At 69.4% G+C, this 14,787-nt stretch carries 14 protein-coding genes; 5 read left to right on the top strand and 9 right to left on the bottom strand.

What is annotated here, in order from left to right; translation table 11 throughout:
• Positions 1–44: 44 nt before the first annotated feature.
• Both ACY34M_RS27890 and ACY34M_RS27885 read right to left on the bottom strand, forming a co-directional pair.
• Positions 45–569: a DUF2617 family protein gene (locus tag ACY34M_RS27890; protein ID WP_462722486.1), complete on the bottom strand. Its 525-nt coding sequence runs from the start codon at positions 567–569 to the stop codon at positions 45–47.
• Between the two features lie 332 nt (positions 570–901).
• Entirely contained in the window at positions 902–1,186 is a 285-nt protein-coding gene (locus ACY34M_RS27885; RefSeq protein WP_462722485.1) for a hypothetical protein, read from the bottom strand.
• Between the two features lie 135 nt (positions 1,187–1,321).
• On the opposite strand from ACY34M_RS27885, the gene ACY34M_RS27880 reads away from it, so the two are divergent.
• Complete coding sequence (locus ACY34M_RS27880; RefSeq protein WP_462722484.1) at positions 1,322–2,515, top strand: pyridoxal phosphate-dependent aminotransferase; 1,194 nt, start codon at positions 1,322–1,324, stop codon at positions 2,513–2,515.
• Positions 2,516–2,619: 104 nt separating this feature from the next.
• On the opposite strand, the gene ACY34M_RS27875 is transcribed toward ACY34M_RS27880, so the two are convergent.
• The 3 genes from ACY34M_RS27875 to clpB all read right to left on the bottom strand — a co-directional run bounded on the left by ACY34M_RS27875 (position 2,620) and on the right by clpB (position 7,736).
• Positions 2,620–3,159, bottom strand: coding sequence for a YbjN domain-containing protein (locus ACY34M_RS27875; RefSeq protein ID WP_462722483.1), 540 nt, complete (start codon positions 3,157–3,159; stop codon positions 2,620–2,622).
• A 128-nt stretch (positions 3,160–3,287) separates the two neighbouring features.
• Complete coding sequence (locus ACY34M_RS27870; RefSeq protein ID WP_462722482.1) at positions 3,288–4,964, bottom strand: recombinase family protein; 1,677 nt, start codon at positions 4,962–4,964, stop codon at positions 3,288–3,290.
• Between the two features lie 174 nt (positions 4,965–5,138).
• Positions 5,139–7,736: an ATP-dependent chaperone ClpB gene (gene clpB, locus ACY34M_RS27865; protein WP_462722481.1), complete on the bottom strand. Its 2,598-nt coding sequence runs from the start codon at positions 7,734–7,736 to the stop codon at positions 5,139–5,141.
• Between the two features lie 119 nt (positions 7,737–7,855).
• Here clpB and ACY34M_RS27860 point away from each other — a divergent pair, with 119 nt between their 5' ends.
• Positions 7,856–8,272: a pyridoxamine 5'-phosphate oxidase family protein gene (locus ACY34M_RS27860; protein WP_462722480.1), complete on the top strand. Its 417-nt coding sequence runs from the start codon at positions 7,856–7,858 to the stop codon at positions 8,270–8,272.
• Between the two features lie 118 nt (positions 8,273–8,390).
• On the opposite strand, the gene ACY34M_RS27855 is transcribed toward ACY34M_RS27860, so the two are convergent.
• Positions 8,391–8,735 (bottom strand): hypothetical protein, encoded by a 345-nt coding sequence (locus ACY34M_RS27855; protein ID WP_462722479.1) that lies wholly within the window; start codon positions 8,733–8,735, stop codon positions 8,391–8,393.
• Complete coding sequence (locus tag ACY34M_RS27850) at positions 8,732–8,926, bottom strand: hypothetical protein (protein ID WP_462722478.1); 195 nt, start codon at positions 8,924–8,926, stop codon at positions 8,732–8,734. Before ACY34M_RS27850 ends, ACY34M_RS27855 begins: the two co-directional genes overlap by 4 nt.
• A 140-nt stretch (positions 8,927–9,066) precedes the next feature.
• Between ACY34M_RS27850 and ACY34M_RS27845 the strand changes: the two genes are divergently transcribed.
• Both ACY34M_RS27845 and ACY34M_RS27840 read left to right on the top strand, forming a co-directional pair.
• The gene (locus ACY34M_RS27845) at positions 9,067–10,050 is read left to right on the top strand and encodes a helix-turn-helix transcriptional regulator (protein WP_462722477.1); all 984 of its coding nucleotides are present in this window, start codon (positions 9,067–9,069) and stop codon (positions 10,048–10,050) included.
• Positions 10,047–11,048 carry a helix-turn-helix transcriptional regulator gene (locus ACY34M_RS27840; protein WP_462722476.1) on the top strand — a complete coding sequence of 334 codons (1,002 nt, stop codon included), beginning with the start codon at positions 10,047–10,049 and terminating at the stop codon, positions 11,046–11,048. Before ACY34M_RS27845 ends, ACY34M_RS27840 begins: the two co-directional genes overlap by 4 nt.
• An 80-nt stretch (positions 11,049–11,128) precedes the next feature.
• On the opposite strand, the gene ACY34M_RS27835 is transcribed toward ACY34M_RS27840, so the two are convergent.
• Positions 11,129–12,253, bottom strand: coding sequence for a sugar ABC transporter substrate-binding protein (locus ACY34M_RS27835; protein ID WP_462722475.1), 1,125 nt, complete (start codon positions 12,251–12,253; stop codon positions 11,129–11,131).
• A 216-nt stretch (positions 12,254–12,469) separates the two neighbouring features.
• Here ACY34M_RS27835 and ACY34M_RS27830 point away from each other — a divergent pair, with 216 nt between their 5' ends.
• Positions 12,470–14,185, top strand: coding sequence for a fibronectin type III domain-containing protein (locus tag ACY34M_RS27830; protein ID WP_462722474.1), 1,716 nt, complete (start codon positions 12,470–12,472; stop codon positions 14,183–14,185).
• A 28-nt stretch (positions 14,186–14,213) separates the two neighbouring features.
• On the opposite strand, the gene ACY34M_RS27825 is transcribed toward ACY34M_RS27830, so the two are convergent.
• Positions 14,214–14,732: a GNAT family N-acetyltransferase gene (locus ACY34M_RS27825; RefSeq protein WP_462722473.1), complete on the bottom strand. Its 519-nt coding sequence runs from the start codon at positions 14,730–14,732 to the stop codon at positions 14,214–14,216.
• Between the last annotated feature and the right edge of the window lie 55 nt (positions 14,733–14,787).

The following is a 14,787-nucleotide window of genomic DNA, read 5'->3' as shown; positions in this document are numbered from 1 at the left end:
CGTGTGGAACAGGCGGACCGCACGCATACCGGCGGACCGCGCCGCTACAACGCCGCGGCCACCGGCATCCGCACGCCCACCCTGGTGCGGGTGGCGACCAGTTGGCCGTCCTGCGGGTAGGCGTGCCAGGTGCGCCAGTGCACCTGGCCCTCGTGCCGCTGCGCGAGCATCGCGGTGAAGGCGTGCGGGCTGCCGGGGAAGACGCCCGCCAGTCCGTTCGGATGGTCGGCGACCAGTGCGAGCAGTTCCTGGGCCCGGCCCGCGAACTGGCCTGCCGTCAAATGTTCGACGCGGGCCGCGAATTCGTACTCCCAGTCGCCGAGGCGCTTGGCGACGCCGAGCGGCAGCGGGGTGCTGCTGCCGGGGATGCACGCCACGGTCTCCGAACAGGTGCCGTGCCCCTCCTCCAGCAGTACCTGGTGGGAGGCGCCGAGCAGCCTCAGCTGAAGCCGTGCGTCGTCGATGTCGAGGTCGAGCGTGGCGAGGGCGGGCAGGGGCTCCCGGCCGAGGGCCCAGGCCAGATCGGCCGCACTCGTGTCGCTGTAGGCGGTGTTCAGGGTCGTGAGCATGGGTCGGCTCCGCTAGCACGCAAAGGGAGGTGGGGCCGGCTGAGTCAAAGGGGCCGGCTCGTGCCCACGAACGCGATAACTACGTAGAACGAGGGCTGCGTTGACGATTAAAGGGAATCATGGGGGGCGTCGCCACCACAGCGTTTTTACCCAACTTCGGAGGGTTTCCATCCCCCCGAGGGCAGCTCAGCTCAACTGTTCAACTTCCACGACCACCTTTCGCGCCCGGCGCACACCCTTCGGGGGCATACCCGGACAAGCGTGCGGCCCGCGCGGACCGACTGCCCCGTGTCAGTCGCCTCCACGCGGGCCGCACGCCCGGACGGGATGCGTCAGCTTCCGCCGCCCCCGCAGCCGCCCCCGCCGCCGCACGACGAGCCGCCCCCGCAGGAGGAGCCCCCGCCGCACGAATGGCCGTGATGCCCGCCGCCGGAGTCGCCGGAGGAGCAGCTGCTCCCGCCGCCGCTCGCGGCACCGCCACCGGCCCACCAGCTGCCCTTGCCGGCCCGGTTCTTCTTCAACGATGTACTGGGTGAGCGTCCACTGCCCGCCCTGGCCGTACCGAGCACGATGGCGACCACCAGCGCCACGAAGACCACGATGAAGAACGTGTCCATCACCGGCCCTCCTTTCTCTTCCCCCGTCTCCCCCGAATCCCCCGAGGGGCCCGCCCCGTGCGGACGTGACAGGGGGATGCCCCCGCCCGGAGCACGCCAAGCAGGAGTTGAGGAACTCCAGAGGTTCGGCGCAGGATGGCCGCCATGACCTCCAGCGCACGCCCCCTGCTCAACCGCCGCCTCGCCGAGTTCGGGACGACGATCTTCGCCGAGATGTCCGCGCTCGCCGTGCAGACCGGCGCCATCAACCTCGGTCAGGGCTTCCCCGACACCGACGGCCCCGAGCAGGTGCGCGAGGCCGCGGTGCGGGCGCTGCGCGAGGGGCACGGCAACCAGTACCCGCCCGGCCCCGGCATCCCCGAGCTGCGCACCGCGATCGCCGCCCACCAGCAGCGGCGCTACGGCATGGAGCTCGACCCCGACCGCGAGGTCCTGGTCACGGCGGGCGCCACCGAGGCCATCGCCGCCTCCCTGCTCGCCCTCGTCGAACCGGGCGACGAGGTGATCGCCTTCGAGCCGTACTACGACTCGTACGCGGCGAGCATCGCCCTCGCGGGCGGCACCCGGGTGCCCGTGACGCTGCGCCCGCACGAGGGATCGTTCCGCCTCGACCTCGACGAGCTGCGCGACGCGATCACCCCGCGCACCCGCCTCCTGCTCATCAACACCCCGCACAACCCCACCGGCACCGTCCTCAGCCGCGCCGAACTGACCGCCATCGCGGAACTCGCCGTCGAACGCGACCTCCTGGTCGTCACCGACGAGGTCTACGAGCACCTCACCTACGGCGACGCCGAGCACATCCCGCTCGCCACGCTCCCCGGCATGCGCGAGCGCACGGTCACCATCGGCTCGGCCGGCAAGACGTTCTCGTTCACCGGCTGGAAGGTCGGCTGGGTGACCTCGACGCCCGAGCTCGTCACGACGGTCCGCTCGGCGAAGCAGTTCCTCACCTACGTCTCCGCGGGCCCCTTCCAGTACGCCGTCGCGGAGGCCCTCGCCCTGCCCGACACGTACTTCTCCGACTTCCGCGCCACCATGACGGCCAAGCGCGAGCTGCTCGCGACCGGCCTGGAGGACGCGGGCTTCACCGTCTTCCGCCCCCAGGGCACGTACTTCATCACCACCGACATCCGCCCCCTCGGCTTCGAGGACGGCTTCGACTTCTGCCGCGCCCTCCCCGAACGCTGCGGCGTCGTCGCCGTCCCGAACGCCGTCTTCTACGACGACCGGGCCGCGGGAGCCCCCTTCGTCCGCTTCGCCTTCTGCAAGCAGGACGACGTCCTGAGCGAGGCGGCGGCACGCCTCGCCAAGGTGCGCACCCGGTAGGACGGTGCGGCCCCCACGTCCTAGGCAGCCGCTCCGGACGACCGAGAGCCCGGCCCCTTGCGGGGTCGGGCTCTCGGGTGTGCGTGGCGCGGAGGCGCACCGACTCACTCGGAGTCGTTGCCGTCCTCCGGCTTCTCGGCGGAGTCGACGTCGGACTCGAGGCCGAGCTGCTCCACCACCCAGCGGTCGAACTCGATCGCGGCGCGCACCCAGCTGACCGTCGACGACACGAAGTGCTCGAGCGAGACCCCGGTGCCGATCAGCATCTGCGCCTCACCGATGAGACGGACGGTGCCGTCGTCGTGGGTGTGGCTGTAGACCTTCGGCCACAGGGTGCGGCGGTTCCAGTCGTCGATCGACTCGAGCAGCTGCGGCTTGATCTCGATGCCGTGCGGCCGGTCGTAGAACGTCCGCACCGAGAAGACCTGCTGGTCCCCCTCGCCGCGGAACATGAAGTACGTACGGAACTCCTCCCACGGCGCCGCGAGGTCACCCTCTTCATCGACGACGTACTTGAGCTCCATCTGCTCCAGCAGCTGCTTGACCAGCTCCTGATCGGGAACGACGGGACCGGCCGGTCCCGCTCCCTCTTGCGGGTCGGGCTGTCCCCCGAAGTTGGGAATCGAGGACGGGTCGATAGACAAGATTCCTGCTCCTGACACTGTGGTTTCGGCCCATCGTACGGACCGTCCCTTGCGGCCAAGGGTGCCCGGTGCGATGCCTTGGCGGTGCCAGCCTTGCATCTTTGGGCCGATTCTGAAATGTCCGCCGGTTACGCGCCCGGCCGCTCCCGGGCGACGTCCCCGCCCGGCCTCCGAAACGGCCACAGCTCCGCGCTCAGACCCCGCTCCGCCCGGAGGCCCGCGAGGAACGCGCGCACGCCTGCTTCGGGGTCGTCGGCGAACCGGGTGGGGACGCCGCCGCGCTCGACCGAGGGAAGCAGATGCTCCGGCAGGTGGCCGAACAGCTCCTGGCCCGTCCGCTGCCCCCGCACGAAGTACGTGACTCCGGTGTCTCTCAGCAGTTCGGCGCGGCTCGCCCACCCGTCAAGCCTCTGCCACCGCTGCCCGTAGGTCTCGCCACAGGCCTCTACGATCCAGCGTGGCCGGATCACGGGCTCCCTTTCCAGAACCTCCAGAGTCCGCGACGTTTCGTCCAGCTTCCGAGTCAGCGCCGCGACGGCGGCCGGACTCTCCGCGGCCGCGACAGCGGCAGCAAGGTTGTCGATCGCCTTCCGTAGTTCGGTGATCGTCGCCGATCGGTCGCGCCCTGGCACCAGGGTGCGCTTCATGATGTCCCGGTCACCGAGGCGGTTCAGGAAGTCCTGCTCCACGCGTTCGTGCAACGCCGCCACCTGCCAGGACCCCGGCAGGTCGCATCGCGGACCGTCCGCGGTGGTCCTGCAGTTGTAGTACTCGAGGCAGGAAGTCCCGCCGCCCTTCAACTTGTTCCGCTGCACCCGCACATGCATGGGTGCACCGCAGAAGCAGCGGACGACGCCTGCCAGCGGAGTCCTCGACTGTCTTCCGGCCGACACCGCCGCGGACATGACTGCACTGTGTTCGGTCGTGAGAGCCCCCTGAAGCGCGGTGAACTCTTCTTGAGTGAGGAGCGGGTCGGCCCACCTCACCGCCGCGCCGTCCGCCCCGACGACAGGCCGGGACCGATGCATCATCGCTCCCATGAGCGCCTCTGAACGCAGCATGTTGCGCAACGGCGTGACGGCCCAGAAGCCTCCGCTCTCGGCCTTGCGTTCGTGCTCCGGACGCTCGGCGTTCTGCACGCGACGCTGATGGTCGCGGGCCGTCGGCACACCGCGCTCGTTCCAGTCGCGGACGACGGCGTACACGGTGCACGATCCGCTGACGAGGCGTTCAAAGGCCTCGCGTACAAGGGGTGCCGTCACCGGGTCCGGGACAAGATGCTTGCGGCGTTCGCCTTTGAACTCGAAGGCGACGGCGCGATATCCATACGGCCAGATCCCGCCGTTCCACAGTTTGTTGTCACGAAAGTAGGCGGTACGGCCGAGCTGCTTCTCCTGCACAGCACGGCGGTACTTGGCCGCCTGCGCTGCCTTGATGCCGGCGACCATCCGGCCGTCCTCGGTGGTGATGTCGAAGGAGGGATCATCGAGCACGACGACGCTCTTCCCGTTCTTCAGCACCCAGTCGACGAACTGCCACCAGTGCATGTCGTCCCGCGTGATGCGGTCCTGGCTCGTGACCATGAGCGCGTCCCACTCGTGGACCAGAGGTGCACGCAACCATTTGCCGAGACTTGCCCTCTGGTCCAGGTTGACCGCCCCGGACACCGTCGAGTCGACGACCCTGCCCACTTCTTCGTACGCCCCGGTGCACAGGGCCACGCTGAGCTCCTCGTCCTGGCGGAGAAGAGCGGACGACGATTCGGTGTCGCGGCTGATGCGTTGGACTGCGAGAACACGGCGCACGGGCGGACTCCCCCTTGAGGTGCAGCGGATCTCGCGACCATGCAGGAATCCGCATCAACGGGGAGTCGAACATCAGGTATTGCGCCCGTTCGAGCGACGTCGACCATGCGGACACGGCTGCGCGCAGTCCCCGCCTCGTAGTGCGGGAACTGCGCGAGCAGCCGCCTCAGTTCGTCACAGCGTCTTCCCCGTGGCAGGACCCACGATCAGGCCCTCGCCGAACGCGTCGACGCGGACCGTGTCGCCGTCCTTGACCTCGCCGGAGAGGATCTCCTTCGCGAGGCGGTCGCCGATGGCCGTCTGGATCAGGCGGCGCAGGGGGCGGGCGCCGTAGGCCGGATCGTTGCCCTCGTCGGCCAGCCAGGACAGGGCCTCGTCGGAGACGTCGAGGGTGAGGCGGCGGTCGGCGAGGCGCTTGGCGAGGCGGTCCAGCTGGAGGTTGGCGATGCGCTTCAGCTCGTCCTTGTCGAGGGCCGAGAAGACGACGAGGTCGTCGAGGCGGTTGAGGAATTCGGGCTTGAAGGAGGCCCGGACCACTTCGAGGACTTGTTGCTTCTTCTCCTCCGCCGAGGTCAGGGGCTCCACCAGGTACTGGCTGCCCAGGTTCGACGTCAGGACCAGGATCGTGTTGCGGAAGTCGACCGTGCGGCCCTGGCCGTCGGTGAGGCGGCCGTCGTCGAGGACCTGGAGGAGGATGTCGAAGACCTCGGGGTGGGCCTTCTCCACCTCGTCCAGGAGGACGACGGAGTAGGGGCGGCGGCGGACCGACTCGGTGAGCTGGCCGCCCTCCTCGTAGCCGACGTAGCCGGGCGGCGCGCCGACCAGGCGGGCGACGCTGTGCTTCTCGCTGTACTCCGACATGTCGATGCGGATCATGGCCCGCTCGTCGTCGAAGAGGAAGTCGGCGAGGGCCTTGGCGAGTTCCGTCTTGCCCACGCCCGTCGGGCCCAGGAAGAGGAAGGAGCCGGTGGGGCGGTCGGGGTCGGCGATGCCCGCGCGGGTGCGGCGGACGGCGTCGGAGACCGCGCGGACCGCTTCGGTCTGGCCGATGAGGCGCTTGCCGAGTTCCTCTTCCATGCGGAGGAGCTTCTGTGTTTCGCCTTCCAGGAGGCGGCCTGCCGGGATTCCGGTCCAGGAGGCGACGACGTCGGCGATGTCGTCCGGGCCGACCTCCTCCTTGACCATGGTGTCCTTGGAGGCTTCCTCCTCCGCCTCGGAGGCCTCTTCCAGGTCGCGCTCCAGCGTGGGGATCTCGCCGTAGAGGAGCTTGCTCGCGGTGTCGAAGTCGCCGTCGCGCTGGGCGCGCTCGGCCTGGCCGCGCAGTTCGTCGAGCTTCTCCTTCAGTTCACCGACGCGGTTGAGGGACTGCTTCTCCTTCTCCCAGCGTGCGGTGAGTCCGCGCAGCTCCTCCTCCTTGTCGGCGAGGTCGCGGCGGAGCTTGTCGAGGCGGTCGCGGGAGGCCGGGTCGGTCTCCTTGGCGAGGGCCATCTCCTCCATCTTGAGGCGGTCCACCGAGCGCTGGAGTTCGTCGATCTCGACCGGCGAGGAGTCGATCTCCATGCGCAGGCGGGAGGCCGCCTCGTCGACGAGGTCGATGGCCTTGTCGGGGAGGAAGCGGGAGGTGATGTAGCGGTCGGAGAGCGTGGAGGCCGCGACCAGGGCGCTGTCGTTGATCTGGACCTTGTGGTGGGCCTCGTAGCGGCCCTTGAGGCCGCGGAGGATCGCGATGGAGTCCTCGACCGAGGGCTCGGCGACCAGGACCTGCTGGAAGCGGCGTTCCAGGGCCGGGTCCTTCTCGATGCGCTCGCGGTACTCGTCGAGCGTGGTCGCGCCGACCATGCGCAGTTCGCCGCGGGCGAGCATCGGCTTGAGCATGTTGCCCGCGTCCATGGCGGAGTCGCCGCCGGCGCCCGCGCCGACGACCGTGTGCAGCTCGTCGATGAACGTGATGATCTGCCCGTCGCTCTCCTTGATCTCGGAGAGGACGGTCTTGAGGCGCTCCTCGAACTCGCCGCGGTACTTGGCGCCCGCGACCATCGCGCCGAGGTCGAGCGAGACGAGCCGCTTGTCCTTGAGCGACTCCGGTACGTCGCCCTTCACGATGCGCTGGGCGAGGCCCTCGACGACGGCGGTCTTGCCGACGCCGGGTTCGCCGATGAGCACCGGGTTGTTCTTGGTGCGCCGCGACAGCACCTGTACGACGCGGCGGATCTCCTGGTCGCGGCCGATGACCGGGTCGAGCTTGCCCTCGCGGGCCGCCGCCGTGAAGTCCGTACCGAACTTCTCCAGCGCCTTGTAGGACCCTTCGGGGTCGGGTGTGGTCACCCGGCGCCCTCCCCTGCTCTTCGTGAATGCGTCGACCAGCTTCTTCGCACTGGCCCCGTTCTGTGTCAGCACGTCGCCCGCGGCGCCGCCCTTGTCCGCGATGCCGATGAGCAGGTGTTCCGTGGAGAGGTACTCGTCGCCGAGATCCTTGGCACGCTCGGAGGCGTCGGCGATGACGGCGAGCAGTTCGCGGTTGGGCTGCGGCGGCGCGACGGTCGATCCCGTCACGCTGGGCTGCGAGGCGAGTACCCGCTCCGCGCCGGTCCGCACCTGCGCCTGGTCGGCGTCGACGGCGGCGAGGAGGTCGGTGATGTTCTCGTTGTCCTGGCCTTCCAGCAGGGCCAGGAGCAGATGCGCCGGGGTCAGATCCGGGTGGCCCCCGGACACGGCCCGGCTGCTTGCCGCGTTGATCGCGTCGCGGCTCCGGTTCGTCAGCTCGGCGTCCACGTACTTGTCCTCCTCAACCCTCGACCATCTCGCTGGCTCTGCCTTGTCCAGCGTACATAAAGTTGAGTCTATTCCACTCAAGGTCGGTCGCGGCAGTCCCGGGGGATAGGTTCCGGGGCATGGCCAAGCGCATCGACCTCGACAGCCCCGGAGCCGGCTTCCTCGACTTCTGGCGGGAACGGCATCTGTGCACCCTGACGACCCTGCGCCCGGACGGCAGCCCGCACGTCGTGCCGGTGGGGGTGACGTACGACGCCGAGGCACGGGTGGCCCGGATCATCACGGGCAAGGACACCCGGAAGGCCGCCCACATCCTGCGGGGGGCGGTCCCGGCACGCGTCGCGGTCTGCCAGGTCGACGGGCGGCGCTGGGCGACATTGGAGGGCACGGCCGTCGTGCACACGGACCCGGAGCGCGTCGCGGACGCGGAGCGCCGCTACGCCGAGCGCTACCGCACCCCGCGCGTCAACCCGGACCGGGTCGTCATCGAGATCGCGGTGGGCCGGGCCACGGCGAACCTCCCCGAGAGCACCTGACCCCGCGGCCGTCGCACAACCCCGAAAACGACTGCAGCGGCGCCACCGTGTCAGGTACACGGTGACGCCGCTGCAGGGGGGAAGCACCTGCGCGATCTACAACGACGGGGGCATCGCGTCAGGCACTGCGGGGGGTGGCTGAGGTTCTGGGGTGGGACTGCGAGGCCTCGGGCTGTGCCTCGCCGACCAGCTGATGGTCCCGCTGGTCGAGGTTGACGAAGATCATCCCGTACCGGACGACCGTCCGCACCGGCTGTGGGGCGCCGCGCGGTCGGCGCAGACACCGGTACGCCCGGATGTCGTCGCCCTCACGGACCACGATGATGGGCTCCCCGAACAGGGTGACCATGAGCGAGTCACCGGAGTTCGGGATCGCGGTCACGAGGTCGATGGTGTGCCAACCGGAGCGGTAGGCGATCGCCATCTCCCTGCGTAATGACCGGTCGTCGGGCGGAGTGATCATTCCCCGCCGCCTCCGGTCACGGGAGCGACTCCCCATGCGACGTCGTCAGTGCCGGCCACGGTCGTGACGCTCTGCGTACCGACCTGACCTGATCCCCAGGCGACGTCGCTGGGCGTGACGGCGCCGGCGGTGCCGAGCGCCAGCGCCAACGCACCAGCCGCGACCGCCGCGCCGAGCACTGAGCGAAGCATTCTCTTACTCATGTCGGCTTCGTCCTAACTTGATGGCTTCTTCTCCCCCGCACCACAGACGATGACTCATTCGGGCACATGGAAACCACAGCGGCGATGCATCATGTTCCTGCACGTTCAGGACCCTGGGGGGTGGAGAATTGCCAACGAGTAGCCCAAAAGCGACACATCCTCATCCGGTCACTGAGCTGTGCCCGGAGGGCGAGCGCCTTTACGCCATCGCTCTGAGCGCCGGCCGTGTGGCACGCGCCGAGATCGAGTCAGCTCCCTGCCTGCTGGAATTCGCTCTCTTGCACCCGGACCCGGACGATGCGGACTGGCTGCGACCGGTTCCGCCCTCCGTCGTACTGTCTCAGCGACTGCAACCCATCGAGCGGGAAATCCATGAACGACGACAGCTCTCCGGAGAACTAACCGCAGTTTTCGAGCCGTTCATGGCGATCAGTGCGCAGATGCCCGCGACGACGCACGCCATCACCGTGCTCGAAGGCGGCGGACGGATCAAGGCGGCGCTCGACAAGGCCATCGCCGAAAGCCGCACCGAAGTGCTGACCGTGCAGCCGGGCGGCGGCCGCAGCGAGCATCTGCTGAGCGAGGCACTGGAGCGCAGCAGGCCCCTCATCGAGCGCGGCATATCGATGCGCACGCTGTACCAGCACACGGTGCGATACAGCCAGAACACCTTTGCGTACATGGACAAGATGGCGGGTGCCAGGGTAGAGATCAGGACGCTCGAGGAACTGATCGAGCGGCTCATCATCTGTGATCACGACGTAGCCTTCATCCCCGCCCAGGCCGGCGACAGCATGGCCCTAGAGCTGCGCCATCCCGGCCTCGTGCAGTACCTGATCAACGTCTTCGACCACATGTGGCGGCGCGCCACCCCGCTGCAGGAAGACGTCCCGTACGAGTCGACTCCCGAAGGAATCACCGGTGTCCAGCGCTCCATCGCCAAACTGCTCATCGAAGGGCATGTCGACGAGGCCATCGCCCGTCGGCTCGGCATGAACGTGCGCACCTGCCGTGCCCACATAGCCAAGATCGCCGCGGCGCTCGGCAGCGGCAGCCGGGCGCAACTCGGCTATCTGATCGCCCAGTCCGGGATGCTGGAGCAGGATTCGTGACGACCGAATCGCACATCGAGCACCACGCGGAAGCCCATGTCCACGGCGCGGAGGAGCTGTGCCGGGAGGGCTCGGAGCTGTACGCCCGCGCCCTGCGCGAGGGCCGGGTCGAGAAGGGCGACGCCGAGCCGACGCCGTGCCTGCTCCACTACGGCCTCCTGGTCCCGGCCGACGACGACACGACGACGCTGCGCCCCGTGGCCCCGGCGGTCGCGCTGCCGCGCCTCCTCGACACGTACGAGGAGGAGATCGAGCGGCAGCGGCGGCGCAGCTCGCGGCTCGCCGATCAATTCGCGCCACTCATCGCGCTGGAGTCGCAGCGCGCGTCGATCCCCAGCACGCCCATGTTCCGGGTCCTGATGGGGTTCCAGCGGATCAACGCCGCGATCGACGAGGCGGCGGACGAGGCGTCCAAGGAACTGCTCACCATCCAGCCGGGCGGCAGACGTCCCCCGCAGGGGCTGGCCGCCGCGCTCCCCCGCGAGCAGCAGCTGCTCAGCGGCGGCGGCCGGATGCGCACGCTGTACCAGCACACGGCCCGGCACTCGCCCGCCGTCACCGCGCACTACGAGCAGCTCACCGGGGACGTCCAGGTGCGCACCCTCGACGAGGTCACCGAGCGGCTCGTCATGCTCGACCGCACGGTCGCCTTCATCCCGGCGAACCCGGACCGCACGGTGGCGCTCGAGGTCCGGCACCCGGCGCTGATCAGCTATCTCGCCACGACCTTCGAGCGGCTGTGGCAGCTGGCGACGCCGATGTTCCCGCAGGCGGCCGTCGAGGAGCTGACGACGGACGGGGTGACGGCGCGCCAGCGCACCATCGCCACGCTGCTCATCGAGGGCCACACGGACGCGGTGATCGCGGAGCGCCTCGGCATGAACATCCGCACGGTCCGTGTGCACATCGCGAAGCTGGCGGCGACGCTGGGCAGCGACAGCAGGGCGCAACTGGGCTACCTGATCGGCCAGTCGGGCATCCTGGAGGAAGCCGACTAGGGCCGTGGAGGTTCCTGTGGCGGTCCCTGTGACGGTTCCTGTGGCGGTTCCTGTGGCGGTTCCTTTGGAGAACCGGTCGGCTACTTCAGACCGGCCTCCGCACACGCCTGCTCGTACTTCGGCGTGCAGATCTGGGACACCTTGAAGACCTTGTCCTTGACGACGGTGCTCTTGATGTTGTCCTTCGTGAGCGCGACGACGCTGACGCTCGCCGTCCTGATCTGCTGGGTGGTCGGGCTGTCGGTGCGGTCCATCGCCAGCGCCTCGAACTCGATGTCGCGGCCCTGCGAGACCCGCACCGCCATCTCGGCGGCGGTCTGCGCCTCGTCCGGGTACGGCTTGTAGACGCTCATGTACTGCTCGCCGGCGAGGATCCGCTGCACGGCGGCGAGTTCGGCGTCCTGTCCGGTGATCGGCGGCATCTTGCGGACGCCGACCTCCTTGAGGGCGGCCAGCACGCCGCCGACCATCCCGTCGTTGGCGACGTACACGCCGGAGATGTTGTCGACGCCCAGCGCGTTGATGGCCTGCTCCATGTTGGCCTTCGCGTTGGACGGCTTCCAGCCCGCGGTGTCGTACGACTTCGCGACGCTGACGGAGTTGCCCAGCTCCACGCGGGCGGCGCTCTTGAACTGCCCGGCGTTGGGGTCGGTGGGCGAGCCGTTGATCATCACGACCTTGTCCTGCTTGGTGGCCTTGGTCCCGCCGAGGGCGGTGACGAGGGCCTTGCCCTGGGTCTGCCCCACCAGCTCGTTGTCGAAGCCGACGTAGGCGTCCACAGGTCCCTGGGCGAGTCGGTCGTAGGCGATGACGTGGATCCCCGCGCTCTTGGCCTTGCGGACCGCGGGGGCGATGTTCTCCGCGTCGACGGCGTCGACGACGACCGTGTCGACCTTCGCGTCGATCATCTCCTGCATCTGCTTGCGCTGGAGGGCGGCATCCTGCTCGGCGTTGGCGTAGACCACCTCCCCCTTGCTCCCGGTCAGCTTCGCCACCTGACGTTCGAACATGGGGTGATCGAACTTCTCGTACCGGGCGGTCTCCTTCTCCGGAAGCAGCAGACCGATCTTGACTTCGTTGCCCTTGGTGGTGGACGCGCTGGGCCCGTTGTCGTCGCCCGGCAGCACACCACCGCAGGCCGAGACCGAGACCACGAGGACGGATGCGGCGCCGGCCATGGCGGCACAACGCATGCGCGTGTTCATGTGCGGATACCTCCCTGACGTGGCCGCGACGATGCGACCGAGGTGGCTCGAAGCCAACTCGTCCGCACATGCACCGTCAAGAGGTGAAGCCACAACGCAACGAAACCGGGTCCATTACTTCCTGACATGAAGCCGGTTACTGCAAATACCGGACACCTTCGCAAGCGGTCACAGGATTTTCACAACCCTGCTACCGCCTCAGTGGTCCTGATCTGCATGACCATCGCGAGATCCGGCCCCCGCCGGGGGACCCCGCGCGCCGTACTCGGCGCCGCCGCCGCGACCGCCCTCACCGGCGGCCTGCTGTGTGCCACCACGACCGTCGCCGACGCGGTGACCGTCACCTGCTCCACGAACGTCTTCAAGCGGACGTTCTACGCGAACACCACCTTCTCCGGCACGCCGAAGAAGACGGACTGCGACTCGAAGATCGACCAGGACTGGGGTACGGGGGCGCCCGCCACCGGGCTGCCGGCGAACGACTTCGGCGTGCGCTGGTCCGTGACCCGGGACTTCGGCTCCGGCGGGCCGTTCACCTTCACCGCGGCCACCCGCGACGGCATCCGCGTCTACGTCGACGGCGTCCGCAAGGTCGACGTCTGGAAGAACGTCTCCACCACCCAGAACAAGACGCTCAACCTGACCGTGCCCTCCGGCAGGCACACTCTGCGCATCGACTTCGTGAACTGGACCGGCTCGGCCAACGTCAAGTTCGCCTACGCCCCGAGGACTTCGGCCACGTACGACAGGACCGCGCCGCTCACGCCCACCGGCGCGAAGGTGACGTACGGCACCAGCACCCGCAAGGCGACGCTGAGTTGGGCGAAGAACGTCGAGATGGACCTCGCCGGGTATCGCGTGTACCGCCGCCCCGCCGCCTCCACCACCTGGACGAACGTCAGCGGCGACCTCACCACGACCACGTACACCGACGCCCCGCCCGCCGACGGCCGCACGTACTTCTACCGCGTGCGCGCCGTCGACAAGGCCGCCAACCGCTCCGCCGCCACCGCGGAGCAGTCCGTCACCACGTCCGCAGCGGACACGACCCGCCCCGCCAAGGTTGAGAACGTCACGGTGACCTCCACGACGGCGGGCAACAACCTTCGCTGGACGAGGAATTCGGACGACACCGAGCACTACGAGGTGTGGGTGCAGACCCCGGAGGGCACCGCCCCCGACGGGCCCCGCCTCGTCCTCGGCTCCTCCGACTCCTACCTCGACGAGCGCGCGGCGGCGGGCGTCCCGACCCAGTACAGGGTGTACGCGATCGACGCCGCGGGGAACATCTCCCCGGTGTCCGCGACCGCGACGGGCACCCGCCCTGCGCCGTCCGGCCTCGCCGCGCCCGGCGTCCCGGCCGCCGACCTCATGGACAGCACCACACGGCTGACCATCCCCGCGGCGGACAACGGTCAGGGCTACCGCGTCTACCGGCGAACCGACCCCGCCGGCGCCTGGACACTCCTGACGGCCGCCCGACCGACCTCGGCCCGGGTCTACGACGACACGACAGCCCCGGACGGAAAGGCCTGGTACTACGTGACCGCCGTCGACAGCGACGGCCTCGACTCCGCCCCGTCGCCCACGGTCGCCGTCGACCGCCTCACCCCGGCCACCGCCGAGGCGCTCGCACCCCCGGCCCTGCGTCTGTCCGCCCCGTTCACGGAGTGCACCGCCAACGACTGCGCAGGCCACGGGTACGGACAGGAGGTGACCGTCACCGCCGCACCCGGCGTCGTTCAGTCGGGGCACGTGGTGTCCGGTTACCGCTGGCAGGTCTCCGGTCCCGGCGGCTTCGTGCAGACGACCACGGGCGACAAGCTGACGTGGCGACCTCAGTCCACCGGCCTCTACACCGTGTACGTCGAGGCGCGTGACGCCTATGGGCGTTACGGGTCCGCCTCGGACATCTCCTTCAAGGTCGGCTGAACCCCACCCCCACCCGGGGCGGTCGGGGTCAGCCCTGGAACTCGGTCAGATCGATCGCGTAGAGGCGCAGCCCCTCGGTCTCGCCGGCGGGCGTCATCCCCAGCTTGTGGACAACCTTCGCCGAGGAGGTGTCGGTCTCCGAGGTGACGGCGACGACCCGGTCGATGCCGCGGTCCTGGAGCGCGAACTCCAAGGTCGCCTGCGCCGCCTCGGAGGCGTACCCCTGGCCCCAGAACGCGCGGCCGAGCCGCCACTGGATGCCGATGTGCCCCGCCACCTGCGACGGGGATTCGGGGACGTACAGACCGACGGCGCCCGCCAGCTCGCCGGGGCCGAGGAGCTCCACGGCGAAGACCCCGAAGCCCTCGTCGTCCCACTCCTCCTCCCAGCGCTCGATGTCCTCGGCGGTCTCGTCGAGCGAGCGCGGGACGCCGTCGCCGATCCGGCGCATCACGGCGGGGTCGGCCTGGATCTCGGCGAGCGGGGCGAGGTCTTCGTCGGGGTCCCAGCGGCGCAGGAGGAGGCGGGGGGTACGGATCTCGGTCATGGCTCCATCCTGCCTGTACGGGCGGGGTGCGTGCGCGGGCCGGGGCGCGGCGTCC

This window comes from Streptomyces sp. EDA2-14 (assembly GCF_054963755.1).
The sequence above is the reverse complement of the archived record's forward strand: the minus strand, read 5'-3'. Positions and strand labels throughout refer to the sequence as shown.